This is a genomic window from Chitinophaga rhizophila (assembly GCF_019492185.1).
GTDB classification, from domain to species: Bacteria; Bacteroidota; Bacteroidia; order Chitinophagales; family Chitinophagaceae; genus Chitinophaga; species Chitinophaga rhizophila.
Genome location: NZ_JAICCF010000003.1, coordinates 12,842 through 31,458 on the forward strand (window position 1 = coordinate 12,842; position 18,617 = coordinate 31,458).

The window sequence follows — 18,617 nt, forward strand, 5'->3', positions numbered from 1 at the left end:
GTAGCCAGGTATCATCGTTCGGGATATCCAGGATTCTGATGCCCCCTTAAACTCGGATTTCTTTGAATATCCTGAACAGGTATTGGATATAATGCTTTATAACTATTCCAAACGATTCCCTTATCGATCGCTACTTTTTGCATTACCATATCAACGTTTCCAGTACGCTTCAAATCAAACCATCTATGTCCCCATTCAGTGAACAGTTCCTTCCTTCGTTCTTTTAAAATTATGTCCAAAACTTCTTCCTTTGAACTTGCTACTATATCTGATAATCCGGCGCGTGTTCTAATTATATTTATATCATCCATAGCCGAATTACTACCACCTATTCGATTCATTTGCGCTCTGGCTTCAGCCCTGATAAGATACTGTTCAGCCAACCTTAACACAGTTAAATACTCAGTTCTCTCCTGTGGTAGATAAGCCTTGTATTTAAATGGGTAATAATAGACTATACCATCACTTACCACACTATCAATCCAGTTCACTCTACGTTGATCTTCAAAAGAATAATTCTTCAGTAACGATTGGCTTAAATAGAAGGGACGCGACTCAGTCGGGCCGCCACGAGGGTTAAGTTCTGTTGGAGCTAACACTAACACCTCCGCATCGATTGTATTTTGATTCAGATTCACAGGCTGTAGTTGCCATATGGCCTCCCTACTACCCTTTAAAAAAACGTTTTTAGGATTTTCAAGCATGTACATGGCTGTGTTATCTATAACCTTCGATGCCTCTTGTTCCGCTAACGCCCAATTTTGATTGTATAGATATACCCTTGCCAGTAATGCAGAAACCGCAAACTTATTAGGTCGGATTCTTTCACTTGTGTTTGTTATAAGATCAGCATTCAAATATTGGTCTGAAAGATCTCCCTGAGCTTCTTTTAGATCGTTGATCATCTGAGCGTATAGGTTAACCATTGGTTCACGCGGAGCAATAACATTTATATTTTTGTCTGTGGATAGCAACAATGGAACTGACCCATAAAAGTTTACTAAATAAAAATACATAAAGGCTCGAAGAAACTTAGCTTCCGCTAATAGTCTCTTTTTTACATCTGTTGTCAATGCAACAGAAGCAGAAATACCCTCTATTGCAGAATTTATTCTATATAAATATGCATATAATTCCGACCAGTATAATTGATCTCCATTATTAGTTAGACTATTATGATAAATCAAAGTCAATATACTTGATGCATTGATGACAGGTATCAATTCGTCCGCTGACAAACCTGGTCTAATTGAAACAGATTGTTCCCCATTGAATATTCCATTGGAACTCATGCTAGTATAAATCCCCGTTAACACCGAGATAGCGGTTGTATTGCTACTATAGATCTCAGAGCCTATTATTTCGTTAATAGGAGGATCAACTTCTATTAGTTTTTTACAGCTCGATATAGATATTACAAGCCAGCAAATAAAAAGAAGCCTGAATATTTTCCCGAAGAGTGTTATGAACGTCATATTCTACGTTTTATGAAGACACGGATTTGCTATAAAGAAATTTGGATTCCTACTGACAAAGTTCTAAGGGGTGGAAGTGCGGAAATTGTTTGGGTTTCTGGATCTAAGCCTCTATAATTAGTTAACGTAATTAGATTTTGGGCATGCAGATATACTTTTACGTTGTTTACATGTAGCCTATTCTTCCAAATTTCGGGAATTGAATATGACAATGATAAATTTTTTAACCTTATAAAAGATGCATCAACATAGTTTGCATCACTCTGAGCCCACAAAGAAGATGATCTGAAATATTCATCTGAAAATGTTCCGTAAACCTTCGCTATTTTTGAAGCATCTTCGCTACTTCTCCATCTTTGAAGATATTCTGACGGGAGATTTATAGGCAAAAAACCTGCTGGAGTATTTACATACTCATTTAAAAAGCTTGTACCTGTTTGCTTGGTAAATTGCAAAAAAACATCTAGGCTGAATCCTTTGTATGAAAAAGTATTTGAAAGGCCTCCATAGAATTTTGGTTCGGTAAATATCCTTTGGTGTTGCCCATAATCTAATCTATCTGGCTCTGAGGGATCAAGAGTAATAGTTCCATTTGAATTTAAAAATTGGTACTGGCCTGTCTTTGGATCAATTCCAGCTGATTTAAAAGCTTTTAGCTCACCATAGAACGGTCTTCCTATTTCGTATAATCCGTAGGAAGCAGATTTTTCTAAATCTGGAAATGACAAAAGTTTGTTTCTATTTCGCGTAAAATTGAACGAGGTTGACCATGTGAATTGTCTATTTTTGATATTTTCTGTTCTAATTATAAATTCTATACCCGTATTCTGAACTAACGCTGGAGAATTGACAAAAGTAACTCCGAATCCCGCCATTGAGGGATATGGATAAACGACAAGCTGATTATTAGATTTGTTTCTAAAATGTGAACCCGTAAAAAACAATCGATCTTCCCAAAATCCTAATTCTAAAGCATACTCGGTTTTCTTAGTAGTTTCCCATGCATAATCAGTATTATATAGCCCTAAGGTAGTGTAACCTCTAGTTCCCTGATAGGGATCACTAGCATTTATACTTCCGTATCGTTCAAAGTATGCGTAATCAGTAATACCATCATTACCAGAGGAACCATAGCTAAACCTGATTTTACCAAAACTAAGTGCTTTCAGATTATTTTTGATGAATGACTGCTGAGTAAAAATCCAAGCAGCACCGACGGATGCAAAACTTCCAAATTGATTTCCTGGGCCAAAACGACTGCTGCCATCTCTCCTCACATTCATGTTGACTATAAATTCCTTTTTGAAATTATAAGTTATACGACCAAATACTGCCGCATATTTATACTGAGAGGAGGTATTTCTGATTATATAACTTGCCGCAGAAGAAAGATTTTTTAACAGAGCATCACTTTGAAATCCGCTTGCATTTATGACTTGCGCTTCGTTATTAGTATGCTGAATTGATCCACCTAAAAGTACATCAAGGTTCCCTTCATTAATATCTAAACTATAATTTAATTGAGGCTCAATGTTCAAATTTCTCACACTGTTAGTATTAAAGGCGGAACTTGCAAAAGGATCCTGCAGATCCTCAGGCGCCCTTCCTGCAAACGGAAACGTCTTTCTAAATGACTTCCCATTCAACTCACTATATCCTAGAGTGGTTCGGGCAGTCAACCCAGGCAGAATTGTATAACTTAAATTTGCACTTGTAAGTAAGTTTGTAATTTTAGATTCATATGTCTTCGATAATTCTGCATAAGGATTGGTCCAGCTTCTATTTCCAGAGGGCTGCGGGGCCCAATTCAACGACCCATCTTCATTATAAATGGATGGAGCGTTAGGTGCAAGGGTTAATGCGGCTCTTGTAAAGTCCACACCTGGAAGTGTATTCTTATCAATCATGTAACTTGCAGTAACAGTAGCCTGAAACTTCTTATTATTAGATGTTCCGGTCAAACTCATTCTCCCGCTTCCTTTCTGATCTGAATTATCCCCTGCGAATACTGTCGTTTCTTTATGAAAATTACCCCCAATGTCAAAAGCTATATTATCCCCCCCACCGGATATGTTTCCCTGAAAGTCATTATAACGGGCCGCATTTCCTAATAACTCTTTCTGCCAATCAGTATATCGGTTCTGGTCCCAGATAAAAAGATCTGGTGCGACCTGATATTTGTACTCAGGTATACCATAAGGATGCGTATTTACAAAATCAACTCCTGAATTAGTAAAAGCCTCTCTTCTCATTTCTATGTACTGTGGAGTATTCATCAAAGAAACTCTCTTCGGCACTGTTGCCCAACCAGTTTGAGCATTGATATCAATCTTAGTGGCACCTTTCTTACCCTTCTTTGTAGTAATGAGAATAACACCATTCGCACCTCTACTACCATAGATGGATGTAGCATCTGCATCTTTCAGTACATCAATGGATTCGATTTCATTTGGGTTAATAAAACTTAGCGATGATATCTGATACAAAGAAGGACCATCCAAACCAGGGATATTATTAACAATAGGTAGTCCATCCACAACTACTAAAGGCTCACTCTTAAAATTCAGTGAGTTCTTACCCCTGATCTGAATATTCACCGCTCCCCCTGCAACACCAGTGGTAGGCGTTACCTGTAAACCTGCTACCCGACCCTGCAATGCATACAACGGATTATTCACCGGCTGCATCTCAATCTCTTCTTTCTTTATACTAACAATGCTTGACGTTGTTAATCGCTTTGTTGTGGTACCATAAGGTATCACCACGATCTCATCCAATTCACCCACCTTGCCTTTAAGTAGGATCCTTCCAATTGTTCTTCTACCCTTTACCGGTATTTCCTCGGGAACAAAAGACACATTCGTTACAACAATGGAGGCATTCGTCTTGATATCATTCAGCACAAAATCACCACTGGTGCTGGTTATCGTTCCCATATTACTACCTTTCACCTGCACTGTCGCACCTATTACTGGTTCACCTTTTTCGTCAACAACCTTTCCTGTTACAGTAATTGTTTTGACCGTATCCATATCAACCCTGTGCTCTTCTATTGCGAACTTTTTTTTAACAGCAATAGTATTCTCACTTACCTCTACCCACGCAAACCCGCGTTCGTCCAACAACTCGTGCAGTACATTCTCCACCGGTCTATTCTTCACATCCAATGATACATTCTTATGCCCTGCTAAATCTGCGTCCTGGAAATATATATACAATCCACTTTTCTTTGACACCTGGCGTAGTACATCCGCCAGAGACGAATTTTTAATTGTAATACTGACTGGCTTCCCCTGAAACGGAACAGCATAACTCTCTTGCTGCAGGCATAACAGCACAACCATACAGCAGTATAGGAATGCATGGCTGAGTTTGACAATCATTTGCATAGTTGCACAGCAATTTTGGTTAGTAAAATGGTTGGTCTGCGTTAAACCCAATAACCCCCCGTGCAGTGTACTTTACACTACAAAAATTGGATATAAGAACACCCTGGACACAATAGAGCCTAGATTACTCTGGTCATCTGAGCTGTTGGACTGTGGCAGTTAAGGTGTCCTAGTTATTGGGAAAATCCTATGTGATAAAAGCATCGACAGCGTCGTAGGTACCCAACTTTATTGTTTAGCTAGTTTCAATAGGTATATAAACCTTTAATCGAACATTCTTTTCAGATCTTGTTCCCCTTGTATACTATGAGAAAGTAAAATTTAACAGTAAGGTAATGTCCATAAGCAAACTTTTTTGTGAGAAATGTTTGTAGTACTAATCTTCTCTTTATGTCCCCATATTGGGGAGTGACCCCTTCGTTCGTGAAAGAAGCAATGGTATTCTTTCTTGACTCTAAAAATAGGTAGTGTCGTATTCCGAATATTTTATTTATTACAAACCAATATTATTTTCCTGATCAAAAAATATTGTTATCACTCCTATAAAATGTATTACCTTTTAAGTAATTTCAAGGGGAACTAATACATTCAGTATTTACAGGGAATGCCAGTACACTTTAGTACGCCCACACTTTTTTAATCCATCTGATAAATAACACAATAGCCAGGTTTGTTGTCCCATAGATGACTTGCCTGGTAAACTATTTGTTATACGTACCTAAATCAAAGACTAACAACAGTCCACTATACTGTTGAGACGGATCTATGAAAGAAGAGAAGCTAAATAACGAAGCCGACATCTTACAACGCTTGCAGAAAGGAGAGGAGTCTGCCTTACGGGAGCTTGTGGATATGTACCGTCCACAGATGCTAATGGAAGCTTATTACCTCCTCCGTGATATGGCTGAGGCCGAAGATATCGTACAGGAAGTATTTATCCGCTTCTGGAATCTAAAGGATAGGGTCGAACTCAAACCATCTCTACTCGCATACCTCCTGCGCGCTACCCGCAATGAGAGCATTATCAAGATTAAAAAAGATAAAACCAGAGATAAAAAACAACATGGCTACAACTACTTCCTTGAGTCCAGCACTCAAATGAAACCGTTCGAGAGTGCAGAATTAGCAGAACAACTGCAATCAGCTATTGAACACATACCTCCCGCTGCACGGAAGTCCTTCATTAAGCTTTACCTGGAAGATAAAAGTCAGAAAACTATTGCTGCCGAACAAAACATTAGCCTGCAGGTGGTAAAGAATAATATCAGTAAAGCTTTAAAAATTCTGCGTGAAAAACTACACACAGCAAAATAATTTGAAAAGGAAGGTTACTTATTGACTAAATATTACTTTATATAGTAGAAATGAAAACGAATCTCGAAGATATCAGAATATTAGTGTGGCAGGAAATATCCGGAAACCTCTCAGAAGCCGGAAGGGAGACGTTATTCAAGGAAATAGCAATTAATGAAGACGCACGCGAAATGCGTGAAGATCTTTTAAAGGTAATTACGCCAGATATTATTGACCACATCAAAAGCCAACCATTTCAAGATCCTGCTGATGCCATTATCGATCGCATACACCGTCAGAAAAGAAAGAAAGTTCTGACCATCAGTACAATCACCGTTGCCGCTACTGCCGCAGCTGCTATTATTGCTTTTATGGCAGTTCCCGGGCTATTCAGACCCGAACGCCCTGCTAACCAGCCCGTACCAATAACCGCCAGTATTCAGCCTGGCAATAGCAAGAATATACAGCTTCAATTAGCAGGCGGACAAGTAATTGACCTGAATACGGATACAAGCCAGGTTATTGCCGGTAACCTCACCATGCGGTCCAGCAATAAGACACTGACATATTCAGCGACACCATCAGGTAATACAACGGAATTTGCCGTACTGACCGTCCCGGCCGGAAAAGATTATACTATCCACCTGTCAGATGGTACCGAAGTACAGCTGAATGCCGCTACATCCATCCGGTTTCCGGTGTCATTTAATGGTGGCCTCCGCGAAGTATATATCAACGGAGAGGCTTATCTAAAAATCGCTAAACAGGCTAACCAACCCTTTATCGTACACCTGCCTAATACTACTGTCAATGTATTGGGAACAGAATTCAATGTCAACACTTATGACAGTGGTATAGCTAAAATTGCACTTGTAAACGGTGCTGTTAAGATTGTCGGAACCAAAGACAGCCTGCAACTGACCCCAGGTCAAGAAGCTGTTGCCACCAATAACCTCATCAGGACGGCCCCATTTGATGAACTGGACGTCCTTAGCTGGAGAATTGGCAAATTTATCTTCAGTAACGCCAAATTGGAAGAAGTCTGCAAAGTGATTCCAAGACTATACGGCGTGTCCCTGGCGCTTGATAACAAAGAAGTAGCCGATAAAAGGTTCTCAGGTGTAATTGATAGACATCAACCAGTTGAAAACCTACTTAAAGCATTAAAAGCTACCAATGGTATAGATTATTATACAGACAAAGACGGTAACTTTCATATAAAATGATTCATCGCCATCTCGATACTTCATCCAATGTTGCCTCCAAAACAAATTCTCTTTAACGTTCCCCAACAAAGTGAATTAGACTTCATCCATTGTACTCCCATCCTTTAAGGAGACATGCCATCACCATAACTAATTATACATACCCCTAATCCCCCTGAGTACTATAAAATAAAATTACAGACCACCCTTTTAATATTACTTTCCTACTTTCAATTCATAACTACCAGCTATATCAACCCTAGTCCCAAATTAGTATTGCCTACCCTTCAATATGCCCTCCTCTTGCCCTTAACTCATAACTACCAGCTATATCACCGTGGCCTCCAGACTAGTATCATCCACTCTTTCAATATTCCGTCTTACCACCAATTCATAACTACCAGACATATCACCCCCTAGTCCCTAAACTAGTATAGACCCACCCATAGATATGCCGTCTTACTCCCAATTCTACTAGATATATCAACCCTAGTCCCTAAACTAGTATTATTCCCCCTCTAAGGCGCAGCCCTACCCCTAATTCATAACTGCCAGCTATATCAACCCTAGTCCCAAATTAGTATTGCCTACCCTTCAATATGCTCTCCTCTTGCCCTTAACTCATAACTACCAGCTATATCACCCTGGCCTCCAGACTAGTATCATCCACTCTTTCAATATTCCGTCTTACCACCAATTCATAACTACCAGACATATCACCCCCTAGTCCCCAAACTAGTATAGATCCACCCATAGAGATGCCGTCTTACGCCCAATTCTACTAGATATATCAACCCTGGCTCCCAGATTAGTATTATCTCCCCTCTAAGGTGCAGACCTCCCCCTAATTCATAACCACCAGCTATATCACCCCTAGTCCCAAACTAGTGTTGCCTACCCTTCAATATGCTCTCCTCTTGCCCTTAACTCATAACTACCAGCTATATCACCCTGGCCTTCAGACTAGTATCATCCACTCTTTCAATCTTCCGTCTTACCACCAATTCACAACTACCAGCTATATCACCCTAGCCTCCAGACTAGTATCATCCACTCTTTCAATCTTCCGTCTTACCACCAATTCATAACTACCAGACATATCACCCCCTAGTCCCTAAATTAGTATAGATCCACCCATAGAGATGCCGTCTTACTCCCAATTCTACTAGCTATATCAACCCTAGTCCCTAAACTAGTATTATTCCCCTCTAAGTTGCCGACCTCCCCCTAATTCATCACTACCAGATATCAACCTGATCCAACGCTTGCCATCCCTAAAATATCAATATACTCATACCTTTAACTCCTCTTGTACCACTAAACCTGAATCTCCCGAAAGCAGACGGGCTAACCGGCAACCATTAGCTTCCTACCCAATAATGCATCATATCACCATCAAATCACCTCTACCTGACACTCACCGAATTACAGATTAATTGTAATTTTACCCCCATGTTACAAGTCAGCCAATTATTCATCTACCCCGTAAAATCCCTGGGCGGCATCGCCCTTGACAAAGCAGATATTACTGACCGCGGCTTCCTGTACGACCGCCGATGGATGCTGATTGATGACAATAACCGGTTCCTGACGCAACGGGAACACTATATAATGGCCCTGTTCAAACTACAGTTACAGCCAGATGGAATAGCAGTTCGCTTTAAGGACGCTACCTTCACTATTCCCTTTGAACCGCAGACCAATATCTCCGAACAGGTAGTTATATGGAATGATACCTGTACAGCCATCATTGTCAGTGAAGCGGCTAATCAATGGTTCTCAGAACGAATGCAGCTGCCCTGCCGGCTGGTCTACATGCCTGACAATGCTCACCGTCAGGTGGAAACCGACTATGCCCAAAACGGTGAGATCGTTTCTTTCGCCGATGCATACCCCTTCCTGTTGATAGGTCAGGCTTCCCTGGATGAACTGAATAGTAGACTGGAACAGCCGGTCCCTATCAACCGTTTCCGCCCTAATATCGTATTTACCGGAGGAAGCCCCTACCAGGAAGACGAAATGCACCAGTTTACCATAGGAAATGTCACCTTCTATGGTGTCAAACCCTGTGGACGTTGTGTCATGACCACCGTAGATCAACAAACGGCCTCCAAAGGTCAGGAGCCACTGAGAACGCTGGCCGGTTATCGAACCAGTAATAAAAAGGTGCTCTTCGGACAAAACCTCCTTCATAACGGACAAGGCGTTATTCACACCGGAGATATCCTGCATCTTATAGAATAGTCAATGCGCTGTTCCGGAACCGATATTAAATATTAATATAATCACTATCTTGTTGCCTGTTATTGCATTGCCTGACATCTCAGGGAATTAAACTTTGCATTGGACAATCTATCTTATTCGGGACAAACTGCCTATCCATGAAAAAACTGCATGCCATCCTACTGGCTTCTATCACACTGTATTCCTGCAGATCTGCAACTAATCTGGTGTATATCAGCGTACAGGAACCCGCCCCTGTCACACTTGCTTCAGGTATTAAAAAAGTGGGGATCATCAACCGGAGCATCAGCACAGACAAGAAAAAGGCGCTTGACTTCGTCGATAAAGCACTTACACCAGAAGTCGAGAACCTGGAGGTGCTGGCAGCGGAAGCCAGTGTTATCGGACTGGCGGATGAACTTATCAAGAATAACCGCTTTACAGATGTCATCGCTTTCAATAGTATCGACTTTGCGTCCAATACTCCCGGACGTTTCCAGCAACCCTTATCCTGGGATATCATTGCCAGGATCTGCCAGGATAAGCATGTTGATGCGCTCTTCTCCCTGGAACTTTTTGACACTAACTCCAGAGTAACCGACGCTGCGCTTACACTCACCCTGGGCAGAAAAGCAGGTATACAACACCAGGCTAATATGCTGGCAACTATCAAAACCGGCTGGCGGATATATGACCCGATAGATCGCGTAGTCGTTGATGAATTTCCTATTACCAAAGAGGTTAACTTCTTGGTAGACGGATTTAACCTGGTCAACTCTACCGGCGCTAAGCTAAACCGTAGAGATGCCATCACGAGCGTAAGCCACCAGGCAGGGGCAGATTATGCTTCCAGGCTCGTTCCTTATTGGATAAGGGTAAACCGGGACTACTATGTCAGAGGCAATAAAAGTTTCAGTATCGCTAAACGGATGGCGCAGACTGGTAACTGGAACGGCGCAGCCGGATTATGGGAAAAAGAAACCAACGCCAGGAAGAGCAAAATAGCTGGCAGGGCATGTTATAATATGGCCATCATCTGTGAAATAAACGGACAACTGGATCAGGCCATTCAATGGGCACAGAAAGCCTATGAAAATTACAATAATAAACTGGCGCTTCGGTATATCAATATACTCAGAAACAGGCAGGAAACTAACAAACTGGTGAAGTACCAACAGGCTGATTAAGATAATTCTATAAAGGGTGTATTACCGTTGGTGATACACCCTCCAACTTCTTACCGCCCCAGCTGCAACAAGGGCAACCCTTCAGGCAACTAAGAGCGTACGCGCTTGCTTTTGATGCGAAGGCAGTTACAATGATTCTCCGTTGATATCTGTTGTTAATACATCACTCATATAATCAAGGAAAGGACGCATCTGTTTGAAACCATTGCTCATTTCCTTCAGGAATTGTCCACTGAACACTACCTCATCAGGAAAGTCCTTCTTCAGGATAAACTGCTTGAAACGTAACAGGTCTATCGCTTCATGTTTAGCATCATACCCTTTCGGCATTACCTTTAACTGCTCTCCCTGCAATGCACCAAAATTATTCACGAATGTTTTGGCCTGCAAAATCTTACGCAATGGTGTAGCATCAAATGCAATCTCTTCCCGGATACGTTTCAGATCTTCTTTTTCAGGCCCCCAGAAACCACCGGCTACGAAAGTGTTCCCCGGCTCGAGGTGAAAGTAATACCCTCCGCGACGATACTTGGTTGCACGTTTAAAACTACCGGCCCAATGCTGCTTATAGGGCGTTTTATCCTTGGAAAAACGGGTATCTCTGTAAATACGGTATAAACTATCCTTACCTGAAAGCGTCTCTATCTCGTCGTGTGTTTTAAGCTCCTGCAACAGGCTCTCCGCAAATTGCTCAACAATAGCCAACTCCTGCAGGTAATCATCTTTATGCGCATTAAACCATTCCCTGTTATTGTTCTTTTTTAACTTATCCAGAAAATCAAATACTGAAGCTTTCAGCACTAACTGTTTTGCCATACAACCATTTTTAAATAACCAGCTAAAGGTACATTATACCACGCACGTAAAATGTATAAGAAACTCTAAACTTATGCACTATTCGACTAATTATAAACATGTCATTCGTTACACAAAAAGACAAATCCAAACTTTAGAAGACAACATTAACCATTCAGCATTTCTGGTAAACATTAGCCACAAAGAATGGAATAATGTAGCGATTGCTGCACACGGATAATTACACGATTCATACACTGATCCCCCTGATCTGTACAGCAACCCTTCTCCTGATTTATCAGATTTTTACATAGAACCCCTATTGAGTTGTAAACTCAGGGAAACGCAATACGCTTAAACATATATGCAATATGACAATCTCTTTAACTGAAAGTGCAATCACCACTCCCACACAATTACTGAATACCAGCAAGGGGAAATTTGCCTATCGTGTACTAGGAGCGGGGCAGCCAATGATCTTACTTAACCGGTTCCGGGGCACACTTGATAGCTGGGACCCTGCATTCCTGGACCAGCTGGCGGCACATTATCAGGTGGTGACGCTGGACTATCCCGGCATCGGCAGATCCTCAGGTACGCTGCCTACAGATACTCAGTCAATGGCCGAATCAGTGAAAGCATTTACCGATACACTCGGACTTCAGCAATTTGTAATAGGAGGGTGGTCTTATGGAGGAATAATGGCGCAGGCATTTGCCGCTACTTATCCGGAGTTGGTTGCCGGAGTAATTGTGATTGGTAGCAATCCACTGGGAACTAACCCTGTACCGCCAGAGCAGATATTTTTTGACACAGCTTTGAAGCCTGTCAATGACCTTGCAGATGAAATGATATTATTCTTTGAACCTGCCTCTCAAATCAGTGTAGCAGCAGGAGAACGCTCGCATGAGCGTATTGCACAGCGACAGGAAGATCAGGATATTCCTGTCACACCTGACGTATTTCCTTTGTACTTTAAGGGAGGTGGAGATGCCAGGCTGGATCCTTATCACAATCGTGAGAAGCTCTTAACTACGACATTGCCAATACTTGTACTGATGGGAGATCATGACCCGAGTTTTCCGGTGGAAAACTGGTTTCCTTTAGTGAAGCAAAGTAAAACAATGCAACTGATTATCCTACCGCAAACCGGGCATGGGCCACAGCATCAGTATCCGGAATTATGCGTGGATTATATCAGGGCATTTATAGAAAGAAAGATTAATTACTAGTCGTTAACAGACGAGAAAACAGCCAGCTGCAAATATTACAGCTGGCTTTCTCTTTTATACTGTTCCTGTTCTTTTACTAAGTAAATAAGTGGCAAGTCCGAAAGCGCCTCCCAGTAGCAATCCTGCACTGATCATACGCTTTGTTTGCGGTGATAGCCGTGGCCGCGAATTACCATTTGTGCTCATCGAGAAATTGACGGAATTGAACAAGTTACCATCCGTAACTTCTGTAGGATCAGCAATCTTAAAGTATCCTTTCATCAACATACCTGTTATTTTCGACATCCACTCCGGTGCCAGTGCATGACCCAATTTGAATAGCCAGGGCGCACCTCCGGGATAGCGGGTGGATTTAGGATGTATGATAGAAGCCCTTACGCTTCGTGCTACGATCCTCGGATCATAAACAGGCGGTGAAGGTTTCAATACTTTACCGGTATAATTGCCTGCATGCTGAATACCTGGCGTATCAAGGAATGCGGGAAATAAATCTACAATATGGATATCAGGCCACTCTGTTAATTCGCCTTTCAATGACTCAAAGAAGCCCCTCAAAGCAAATTTACTGGCAGTATAGGCACCACCGAAAGGTACCGCCACATAGCCTCCTATAGAAATATTATTGATCAGTATGCCTGCGCCCTGCCGCTTGAAGTGAGGCAGTACTGCGTGTGCACCACTCATGTATCCCAGCAGATTAGTATCTATGACCTTCTGGTGGGCCTCCCAGGGCATTTCGTCGAAGGTGCCTGCTGCCAGTACACCGGCATTATTTACCCATACATCTATGCGCCCTTTCCACTCAAAAGCCTTCACAGCTAGTCTATGCATCGCGGTGTTGTCAGTCACATCCGTTGGTACAACCAGCACTTCACTGCCTATCTTCCTGCATTCTTCTGCCAGTTCTTCTAATACGGCTTCATTCCTGGAGGCCAATACCAGTGATGCTTTTCCCTCCGCCAGTTCAAAGGCTGTTGCTCTGCCGGCACCACTGGATGCACCGGTGATAACTACAACTTTATCTGCGATCTGATTTTCCATAAAAATCAGACTTCAAAAGCTGCGCCAACATCCTGACAGGCATACTGAACATTAGCGGCTTTATTTCATTCAAAATAGCTATACCTGCTTTTCCAAAAGTGTAACTACATGATCCCATTGCAGCTGTCTGGCAAAATCCAACGCTGTTTTACCGTCAGTTGTCTTGTGGTTAGCATCTGCGCCTTGCTGCAATAAAACTTCAACAGACGTCCTATTGCCGGCAATAGCTTCCCGATGCAACATGGTGTAACCTTTATCATCTGTGAAAGTGATCTCCTGTGGATACTCTTTCAGAAAATTAAGGAGGCTTTCTTTCATATTGATGCTCATAGGATGCTCAATAATATGCTCCGGATGAGCATCCTGATCACGGATAATTTCAATCTTGTTGAAATCACCGAAGTCCAGTCCCCAGGCCTCATCGTGCCCTGCTCTATCTTCTGGCGACATGACTGACCTTAACTGGTGAATAGTGAAACCACCGTATGCTTTCCCTTCGCTGGCATACAACCAGTCGCTGATCTGATCAAGCGGAATAGTTACTTCGTCACCGTTCTTCACATTAGTCAGTGATTCGGGATCGTTCACCAATACGCCACTCACATAAGAGCCATCAAATTGAATATCGTTTATCCACATGTGTTCTACCGTAGGTTCATCTTCTCCGGGGAACTGTTCCAGAAATGCTACTTTCACACATGCAAGGTCCAATGCTGGGATGATGCGTCTCGCTTCCCAGCTGAGTTCACGCCAGAAATACCTGAAAGTTGCTCTTGCTTTCTCAAATGCCTGAATCATTTCAGGGCTATCGCCCTTTGCGTAGAAGATCTGATTATTATCCATAGTTTTCTCAATAAAGATGCAGTGCTAAGTTCTGGATCTTATAGATGAAAACCTAACATCCCGATTGCCAGCATGGGTAGAAAATTGCCGATGCAGCGCAATAGCCAATTCACTACGTAATAACTACCATTAATTAAATGAAAAATGACACATCAGGATACCGCCTGGCCGATACCAGAAATGAAGAAACCTTTAATGTATGCTATTGCTGGTCTTACTGTTACCAACGTAATGTTACCCTGTGTCAGGCAATAGCTGTGATAGTCTGCAACTATTTACTCAATCAGCAGTTCCTGTACGGTTTCATTTCCTGGTAAATCTACTGCTATGGCAATGATGGTACCGCTGGCAGGCAATGCTGCAAACTTATAGTGCCAGTCTACACCATTACGGCCAAGTACTGCTGAACCGCTGTGGGCGATTACTCCGTCTGCATCTATTACCTGTACCTTGACCTCCGCTACGCGGAACTGGTCCTTTGCGGTCACAACGACCTGCTTATCTTCTAACCTGATATGTTGAATGTCGGGGGAGTGGTAAGCATCTTTCACAGCCATATTGTATGCATTCTGGCCTGGTCCTGCCAGGGAGGCATAATAGGCTTCTAACTCCGGGTCCTGCAGCAGTAATAAGGCACGAGCCGTGGCTTGGGTCATTTTCTTCCTGGCTTCCAGCTGTCTGGCGGTAGGCTTTTTATTTGACTTACCGCGCTTTTTCGCCATGATGGTCTGCCCGTTCCTTTCGTATATGGTAACTTGATTAGCGATCGTGCCGCGTACCATTTGCAGGAGAATATTGTCTTTAACAATGGCCATAAAAATCTGTTTTTGAGGTTATGATGTCAAAGATAGTGCATGACACTGCTATGGTATTTATGCCGGCTAATCCTTACCAGTACACGAAAAGGGCACCTCAATATCCCGGGGATATTGAAGTGCCCTTTTCGTGTGCTTTTGGTAGCAGGATGGTATGAAGTATAAAACGGGATCAGTACATTAAATGAGCTGGCGGTATACGGGAGCTATATTCCTGAAAACAAAAAAGCCTCCAAATCTTTCGACTTGAAGGCTTAAAGCTTGCGGTGAGAGAGGGATTCGAACCCTCGGTACAGTTTGACCCGTACGACGGTTTAGCAAACCGTTCCTTTCGGCCACTCAGGCATCTCACCGAATCATTTTGCCCCGTTAGGGGTTGCAAAAATAGGAATTGTTTTAAATTATCCAAAAACTTTTTCCAATAAGTTTTCTTCAATTTATTCGTTTACCTTACATAGGACCAATGCGAACAACTTCCGATCTCATCTAAATAATTGTAAATGAAAGTATTCAACAATATAATTACAGATCCGGTATACGTTAAACCCACGGAACCAGATACATTCTTACAACGTACCTTTAAATCCATGATACGGGACGAACGCGACCTGCCGTTTGTATACCTTACCCTGGAATTGACATTGATACTCTTACCGTTAGCTATTATTTTATACTTCCCGCTGCCTGCCTGGGCATGGTGGACGGCCGCCATTGCTTATCAGGTATTGAACAATTTCAGGTATAAGGGGCCCTTCGGATTAATGCTCCATTGTACCAGTCACCGGGTATTCTTCAATAAAAAGTACGGTTTTCTGAATCATTACCTCCCCTGGGTAATCGGGCCGCTGTTTGGTCAGACACCCGAAACCTATTATACCCACCATATAGGCATGCACCATCCGGAAAATAATATGCCGGAGGATGACAGCTGTACCATGCCTTACCAGCGGGACTCTTTCCGGGGCTTCAGCAAGTACCTGACAGCCTTCTTCTTTGCCGGCGTCATTAACCTTGCGAGGTATTTTATACGGAAGAACCGTAAAAAACTGATGGTCAGAGCAGCAAGAGGTGAGTTATTGTTCATTGCAGCCTGCATTGGATTGTCTTTTATTAACTTCCCGGCTACTTTCGTCGTATTTATACTGCCTTTCCTTATTTCCCGGGTGATCATGATGGTGGGCAACTGGGCGCAACATGCGTTCATTGACGTCAATGCACCGGATAATTCTTACAGGAACAGTATTACCTGTATCAATACAAAATATAATCACAAGTGCTGGAATGACGGTTACCATATCAGCCACCATGTGAAGCCATCCATGCACTGGACAGAGCATCCCGTTTATTTCAGGCAAACGCTGCATGAATATATTGAGAATGACTCCATCGTATTTGATGGTATTCATTTCCTGCATGTATGGCTATGGCTGATGAGCAAAAGATATGATCTGCTCGCCAGACATTTCGTGAATCTGGGGAATAAATACAGTTCTGACGAAGAAATTATTGCGTTTTTAAAGGCCCGCACAAAAAAGATCGACCTCGCCACAGTGCCCGCCACTACGGCTGTAGCTTAAAATATGGCTCCCTTTTCGCTTATATGACACATAAATCTTATGAATATGCGTAATCATAAGAATAAGTGACTAAATTTGCGCTCTAACTTTCGATTTTAAAGTCAAAGCATTATGCGCACTGTTACGTTAAAAAGGGTTGTGGTTACCGGGCTGGGGGCCTTAACGCCTATCGGAAACGATGTAAACACATTCTGGAATAGTCTGAAATCTGGTACCGGTGGTGCTGGTCCTATTACCCGTTTTGATACTACGGAGTTTAAAACTAAGTTCGCTTGCGAACTGAAAGGTTTTGATATAGAAAAGTTCATGGAAAAGAAGGAAGCCCGCAAAATGGACATGTTTACCCAATATGCCATGGTGGCTGCCCAGGAGGCTGTTGAAGATGCAGGCCTTCACCTGGACGGTGTTGATAAGACGCAAGTCGGTGTTATCTGGGCTTCTGGTAACGGCGGTATGCAGACCTTCGAAGACCAGATCGTAGAATTTACCCAGGGTAACTTCGTTCCTAAGTTCAATCCTTTCTTTATTCCGAAACTGATCTCTGACATCGCAGCTGGTCAGATCTCCATGAAATATGGTTTCATGGGTGTAAACTATTGTACAGTTTCTGCCTGCGCTTCTTCCAGCAGCGCCCTGGTAGATGCTTTCAACTATATCCGTCTCGGTAAAGCCAACGCTATCGTTGCCGGTGGTTCTGAAGCACCTGTAACCCGTGCCGGTATTGCAGGTTTTAATGCACTGAAGGCCCTGTCTACCCGTAATGACGATCCGACCTCGGCTTCCCGTCCTTTTGATGCAGACCGTGATGGTTTCGTTATGGGCGAAGGCGCTGGCGCTATCATACTGGAAGAGTACGAACACGCTATCAAGAGAGGCGCTACCATCTACGCTGAAATGGTAGGTGGCGCAATGACTGCTGATGCTTACCACCTGACTGCTACCCACCCTGAAGGTCTGGGTGCACGCCTGGGTATGGAAAGAGCACTGGAAGATGCTGAACTGAAACCTGAAGATGTTGATTATATCAATGCACACGCTACCTCTACTCCACTGGGTGATGTAAGCGAACTGAAAGGTATCACCGGCGTATTCGGCGATCATGTTACCAAACTGAATATCTCTGCTACCAAATCCATGACAGGACACCTGTTAGGAGCTGCGGGCGCTATCGAAGCGATCGCTTGTATCAAGGCTACACAGTTTGACCTCATTCCACCAACCATTAACACCGGCGCACTGGGTGAAGGTATCCCAACCAACCTGAACCTGACCCTCGGAAAGGCACAGGAACGTACCGTTAATGTTGCTATGAGCAATACTTTCGGTTTCGGTGGTCATAATGCAATCGTGGTATTTAAGAAATACAAGGGTTAATCAACCCATACGTTATAAAGAAAGCGAATTACACAGCCTGCTGTTGTAATTCGCTTTTCTGTTTCTGTGGATATGTGCGACACCTTAACTTACCCTCCTGTTAACGTATACCATCCCTATGTCTATATGATACGGGAGGTAGGTAATACAGGAAACGCCGGCTATGGT

General features: G+C 42.7%; 13 protein-coding genes and 1 tRNA gene. 7 read left to right on the forward strand and 7 right to left on the reverse strand.

Annotation, left to right across the window (positions count from 1 at the left end; genetic code table 11):
* Positions 1–11: 11 nt before the first annotated feature.
* Together K1Y79_RS14635 and K1Y79_RS14640 are read right to left on the reverse strand one after the other, a co-directional pair.
* Positions 12–1,475, reverse strand: a complete 1,464-nt coding sequence (locus K1Y79_RS14635; RefSeq protein ID WP_220250906.1) for a RagB/SusD family nutrient uptake outer membrane protein — start codon at positions 1,473–1,475, stop codon at positions 12–14.
* A 29-nt stretch (positions 1,476–1,504) separates the two neighbouring features.
* Positions 1,505–4,864, reverse strand: a complete 3,360-nt coding sequence (locus K1Y79_RS14640) for a SusC/RagA family TonB-linked outer membrane protein (RefSeq protein WP_220250908.1) — start codon at positions 4,862–4,864, stop codon at positions 1,505–1,507.
* A gap of 765 nt (positions 4,865–5,629) precedes the next feature.
* Here K1Y79_RS14640 and K1Y79_RS14645 point away from each other — a divergent pair.
* The 4 genes from K1Y79_RS14645 to K1Y79_RS14660 all read left to right on the forward strand — a co-directional run bounded on the left by K1Y79_RS14645 (position 5,630) and on the right by K1Y79_RS14660 (position 10,772).
* The gene (locus K1Y79_RS14645; protein ID WP_220250910.1) at positions 5,630–6,178 is read left to right on the forward strand and encodes an RNA polymerase sigma factor; all 549 of its coding nucleotides are present in this window, start codon (positions 5,630–5,632) and stop codon (positions 6,176–6,178) included.
* 50 nt (positions 6,179–6,228) lie between these two features.
* Entirely contained in the window at positions 6,229–7,383 is a 1,155-nt protein-coding gene (locus tag K1Y79_RS14650; RefSeq protein ID WP_220250912.1) for a FecR family protein, read from the forward strand.
* Positions 7,384–8,814: 1,431 nt separating this feature from the next.
* Positions 8,815–9,606 carry an MOSC domain-containing protein gene (locus K1Y79_RS14655; RefSeq protein WP_220250913.1) on the forward strand — a complete coding sequence of 264 codons (792 nt, stop codon included), beginning with the start codon at positions 8,815–8,817 and terminating at the stop codon, positions 9,604–9,606.
* A gap of 137 nt (positions 9,607–9,743) precedes the next feature.
* Entirely contained in the window at positions 9,744–10,772 is a 1,029-nt protein-coding gene (locus K1Y79_RS14660; RefSeq protein ID WP_220250914.1) for a DUF6340 family protein, read from the forward strand.
* Positions 10,773–10,898: 126 nt separating this feature from the next.
* On the opposite strand, the gene K1Y79_RS14665 is transcribed toward K1Y79_RS14660, so the two are convergent.
* Positions 10,899–11,588 carry a DUF2461 domain-containing protein gene (locus K1Y79_RS14665; RefSeq protein ID WP_220250916.1) on the reverse strand — a complete coding sequence of 230 codons (690 nt, stop codon included), beginning with the start codon at positions 11,586–11,588 and terminating at the stop codon, positions 10,899–10,901.
* 350 nt (positions 11,589–11,938) lie between these two features.
* On the opposite strand from K1Y79_RS14665, the gene K1Y79_RS14670 reads away from it, so the two are divergent.
* Positions 11,939–12,799, forward strand: a complete 861-nt coding sequence (locus tag K1Y79_RS14670; protein ID WP_220250917.1) for an alpha/beta fold hydrolase — start codon at positions 11,939–11,941, stop codon at positions 12,797–12,799.
* Positions 12,800–12,853: 54 nt separating this feature from the next.
* Here the strand turns inward: K1Y79_RS14670 and K1Y79_RS14675 are convergent, their stop codons facing one another.
* From K1Y79_RS14675 to K1Y79_RS14690, 4 genes are all read right to left on the reverse strand, one after another.
* Positions 12,854–13,840 carry an SDR family oxidoreductase gene (locus K1Y79_RS14675; protein ID WP_220250918.1) on the reverse strand — a complete coding sequence of 329 codons (987 nt, stop codon included), beginning with the start codon at positions 13,838–13,840 and terminating at the stop codon, positions 12,854–12,856.
* Between the two features lie 78 nt (positions 13,841–13,918).
* Positions 13,919–14,683 carry a DUF2314 domain-containing protein gene (locus tag K1Y79_RS14680; protein ID WP_220250919.1) on the reverse strand — a complete coding sequence of 255 codons (765 nt, stop codon included), beginning with the start codon at positions 14,681–14,683 and terminating at the stop codon, positions 13,919–13,921.
* Between the two features lie 275 nt (positions 14,684–14,958).
* Complete coding sequence (locus K1Y79_RS14685; RefSeq protein WP_220250920.1) at positions 14,959–15,498, reverse strand: hypothetical protein; 540 nt, start codon at positions 15,496–15,498, stop codon at positions 14,959–14,961.
* 264 nt (positions 15,499–15,762) lie between these two features.
* Positions 15,763–15,851: transfer RNA gene (locus K1Y79_RS14690), tRNA-Ser, on the reverse strand.
* 147 nt (positions 15,852–15,998) lie between these two features.
* Here K1Y79_RS14690 and K1Y79_RS14695 point away from each other — a divergent pair.
* Both K1Y79_RS14695 and fabF read left to right on the forward strand, forming a co-directional pair.
* Entirely contained in the window at positions 15,999–17,075 is a 1,077-nt protein-coding gene (locus tag K1Y79_RS14695; protein ID WP_220250921.1) for a fatty acid desaturase family protein, read from the forward strand.
* A gap of 111 nt (positions 17,076–17,186) precedes the next feature.
* Positions 17,187–18,449 (forward strand): beta-ketoacyl-ACP synthase II, encoded by a 1,263-nt coding sequence (gene fabF / locus K1Y79_RS14700; protein ID WP_220250922.1) that lies wholly within the window; start codon positions 17,187–17,189, stop codon positions 18,447–18,449.
* Positions 18,450–18,617 lie beyond the last annotated feature (168 nt).